At 71.8% G+C, this 3802-nt stretch carries 3 protein-coding genes and 1 pseudogene; 3 read left to right on the top strand and 1 reads right to left on the bottom strand.

Annotated features, from left to right (window positions below):
• The 3 genes from ACFXB5_RS51870 to ACFXB5_RS51860 all read left to right on the top strand — a co-directional run.
• Positions 1-643 (top strand): Tat pathway signal sequence domain protein (locus ACFXB5_RS51870; protein ID WP_385222664.1); only part of this gene is annotated, 643 nt, incomplete at its 5' end.
• A gap of 55 nt (positions 644-698) precedes the next feature.
• Positions 699-2024, top strand: coding sequence for a copper amine oxidase (locus ACFXB5_RS51865; RefSeq protein ID WP_385222662.1), 1326 nt, complete (start codon positions 699-701; stop codon positions 2022-2024).
• 89 nt (positions 2025-2113) lie between these two features.
• Positions 2114-3361 (top strand): SAV2148 family HEPN domain-containing protein, encoded by a 1248-nt coding sequence (locus ACFXB5_RS51860; protein WP_385222659.1) that lies wholly within the window; start codon positions 2114-2116, stop codon positions 3359-3361.
• Positions 3362-3368: 7 nt separating this feature from the next.
• Here ACFXB5_RS51860 and ACFXB5_RS51855 read toward each other — a convergent pair.
• Positions 3369-3802: pseudogene (locus ACFXB5_RS51855) on the bottom strand (hypothetical protein); the annotation flags it as partial.

Below are 3802 nucleotides of genomic sequence, written 5' to 3'. Positions count from 1 at the left end.
GCGGCGGCTGCGGGCGGGCGGGGGCGCCGCCCGCCCCGCCCCGCGCGCTCCCGGCCGCGGCCCCGCCCCCCCGCCCGCCGACGCGCCGCCGCGCGCGCCGCGCCTCGCGGCCGCCCGCCACTTCCGCATGAGCAGCGAGGACGTCAAGGGTGCCAAGGGCCCCGAGCGGCTCTCCACCGACCTCGCGGAGCTGAGCCCCGGCGAGGTGGGGGCCGCCGACCCGCCGCGCCGCGCCCAGGTGACGTACTACGACTACAAGGACGACACCTACGTCACCAAGACGGTCGACCTCGGCAGCGGCAAGGTCACCGGCACCGACACCCAGCGCGGGGTGCAGCCGCCGCCCAACCGCGACGAGGTGATGGAGGCCGCGCGGCTGCTGATGGGCGACAAGCTGGGCGAGGGGCTGAAGAAGGACTTCAAGGACGCCACCGGCAAGGCGCTGACCCGACCGGACCAGCTGACCGCCACCGGCTTCATCTACCGCGCGGGCGAGGGCAGCAACCCCGGTCCGGCCTCGGTCCAGGACTGCGGCAAGCGCCGCTGCGTACGGCTGTTCACCCGGGTGGTCAACGGCCCCTGGATCGACACCCGGCAGATGGTGGTCGACCTGAGCGCCCACAAGGTCACCAAGCTCGGCTAGGGCCCGGTCCCAGCGTCTCGCACACCTCTCAACGCTTCACTACAGGAGTCTCCCCATGCCTGACAGCAGGCTCCGCCGCGCCCGAGCCCGGGTCGCGGCGGCCATCGGCGCCTCGGCGCTGCTCGGCACCGTGGCGATCGCCGCCGGGCCGGTCGGCAGCGCCCAGGCGGCCCCGCGGACCGCTGCCGCGGCGGACTGCAGCGCCCCGTACAGAATCGAGCAGAAGCTCGACGGCGGCACCACCTGGCGGATGTGCTGGCACTACGAGAGCAAGGCCGGGCTGGTGCTCGACGACGTCTCGTACCAGCCCAAGGGCGAAAGCGCCCCGATCAAGGTGCTGACCTCGGCGAAGCTGGGCCAGATCCATGTGCCCTACGACGACGGCAGCAATGAGTACGACGACCTCACCGGGCAGAACTTCGCCCAGGGGCTCCAGCAGCTGGATCCGGCCGAGTGCCCCGGCGGCACGATCAAGACTGTGCGGGTGCCCGACGCCTGGGACCCCGACCACCCGAATGTGAAGGGCCTGTGCGCCACCACCCGGGCCCGCGGTCACGCCTACCGCATGGGCGAGGGCGGCTTCGGGGCCGGCAGCGAGAACAAGGTCTACCAGCTCCAGGGCAAGGACCTGCTGGTCTACACCGTCAACCAGGTCGGCTGGTACGAGTACATCACCGAGTGGCGGTTCGCCGGTGACGGCACCATGACCATGCAGGTCGGCGCCACCGGCACGCTCTCCCCGATGGACTACGACGCGGGCGACGGCCGGGGCTGGCCCATCGGCAAGGGCGCCAAGGACTACGCCACCAGCCATGCGCACAACGTCTTCTGGCGGCTGAACTTCGGGCTGGACGGCTCGCCCAAGAGCAAGGTCGAGCAGTACGACTCCAAGACCACCGCGACCTCCGGGCGGATCCCGAAGACCAAGACCACCCGCACCAAGGTCACCAAGGAGCTGGCCGGTGACGCGGCGGCGGCGCGGTGGTGGCGCGTGGTCAGCACGGCGGGCAAGAACAAGGACGGCCATCCGCGCAGCTACGAGATCGTTCCCGGCCACACCACCAAGTACCAGGGACGTAGTTTCACCAAACACGACGTCTACTTCACCGACTACAACAAGTGTGAGCAGTTCGCCAGCGACAATCTGCGCAGCTGTGCTGCCGGTAAGAGCGTCGACAAGTGGGTCAACGGGCAGACCCTCAAGCACCCCATCGTGTGGGTCAACATCGGGTTCCATCACATCGCCCGGGATGAGGACCAGGAGCCCATGCCGGTGCACTGGCAGGGCTTCCAGCTCTCCCCGCGCGATGTCACCGCTATGAATCCCCTCACGCCTCCTGCACTGTCCGGACACAACGGCCATACAGAAGAGGAACGTTGACCTGATAGGCAGGACCTGAGTGTCGCACCGCCCCCGGCAGCGCAGTAGTCTGCGGTGATCGTTGGACGGGGGCGGAAGGCGGTGCACAGGTGAGCTCGGGCGGGCTGGAGCTGCCCCCCGGTGACGGAGGTCCCGGGGGTGACGGCTCCACCGACGCACCTCCCGGCGCGGTGTCCCTGGTGCGGCCGATGGAGATCGGAGCGGAACTGGACTGGGGCGCCGACGCCTGGAGCGAGGTGCGCACACGCGCACGCCGGGCCGGGCGGGCCTATATCTGGCTCAACCTCGTGGAACAGCGGCTGCGCGCCGTCGTCAGCGCCGTGCTGCGGCCCATCTACGAACCCGTCCACGGCGTGGACTGGGTCATCGCCGCGGCCGGCCCCGCCGGGCAGGAGTGGGTGCAGCGGGCGGTCGCCGTACGGGAGGTCAGCCGGCGCAAGGGCTATCTGCTCGACCCGGCCGACGACAATGTCATCAGCTTTCTGACCCTGCCGCAGCTGCGGGAGCTCCTCGTCCAGCACTGGCCGTGCTTCGAGCCCTACCTCGACGACCGCCGCGAGGTGGAGCTGGCCCTGGACGAGCTGGAAGTCTCCCGCAATGTGGTCTCCCGCAACCGCGCCCTGTCCGAGACGGTCCTCGCCCAGGCCGAGCGGGCCTCCGCCCGGCTGCTGGAGATCCTCGGCAGCGGCACCGGCTCCCCCTCCGCCGACCGGCTGCCCATCGACGCCGTCGAGGACCTCGTCGGCGACCGCTACGCGGATGTGGTGGGCGTCCATTCCGACCGGGTGCGGCTCCAGCGCCAGCTGCCCGCCGAGGACCTCTTCGGCAACGCCCGCCGCCTCGACGCCGTCGGCATCGGGCTCAACCTCCTGGTCCAGAACTACTCGGGCCGCCGGCTGGTCCGGCTGGCCGAATCCGGCTGCCGGGCCCGGCTGCTCTTCCTCAACCCGGCGAGCAGCGCGGTGCGGCGGCGGGAGCGCGAGCTCGGCCTGAAGAAGGGCGAGATGAGCCGCTCGGTGGAGATGAACATCCTCCATATGCGGCGGGTGCGCGCCCGGCTGCGGGACCCGGGCGCGTTCGAGATCCATGTCTTCGACGAGACCCCCCGCTTCACCGCCTACCTGGTCAACGGCGACGGCACGGACAGCCTCGCCGTCGTCCAGTCGTATCTGCGCAAGGCCCGGGGCATGGAGGCCCCGGTCCTGGTGCTGCGCGGCGGCGGGCGGGGCCGCGAGGTCGTCCGCGAGGGCGTGGCCGAGGAGGGCGAGGGCGGGCTCTTCGGCACCTACCGCGAGGAGTTCGAGAGCGTCTGGGCGGACTCCCGGCCGGTGTCCTGAACCGACGTTATGAGCCGGTGCCCCGGTGCGGGGGGCGCAGGGCGCGGGCCGCCCAGCGGCCGTCGGTGCGGCTGATGTGCACCGGGTGGTCGAAGCACTTGGTGATGTGGTCCGTGGTCACCACCTCGTCCACCGCGCCCGACGCCAGGCACTCCCCGGTGCGCAGCAGCATGGCGTGGGTGGTGCTGGCGGGCAACTCCTCCAGGTGGTGGGTGACCAGGACCGTGGCCAGTTCGGGGTGGTCCCGGCGCAGGGCGTCCAGGCTCTCCAGCAGCTGCTCACGGGCGGCCAGATCCAGACCGGTGGCCGGTTCGTCGAGCAGCAGCAGCCGGGGGAGGGGCATCAGCGCCCGGGCGATCAGCACCCGGCAGGCGGGGCGCGGGGCGTCGGGGCGGGCCGGCGCGGCCCCGCTGGCGCCCCGGGCGTGGGGGGGGGGGTCAC

The organism is Streptomyces sp. NPDC059455 (genome assembly GCF_042750115.1).
GTDB lineage: Bacteria > Actinomycetota > Actinomycetes > Streptomycetales > Streptomycetaceae > Streptomyces > Streptomyces endocoffeicus.
This window is presented reverse-complemented; position numbering and strand designations above follow the sequence as displayed.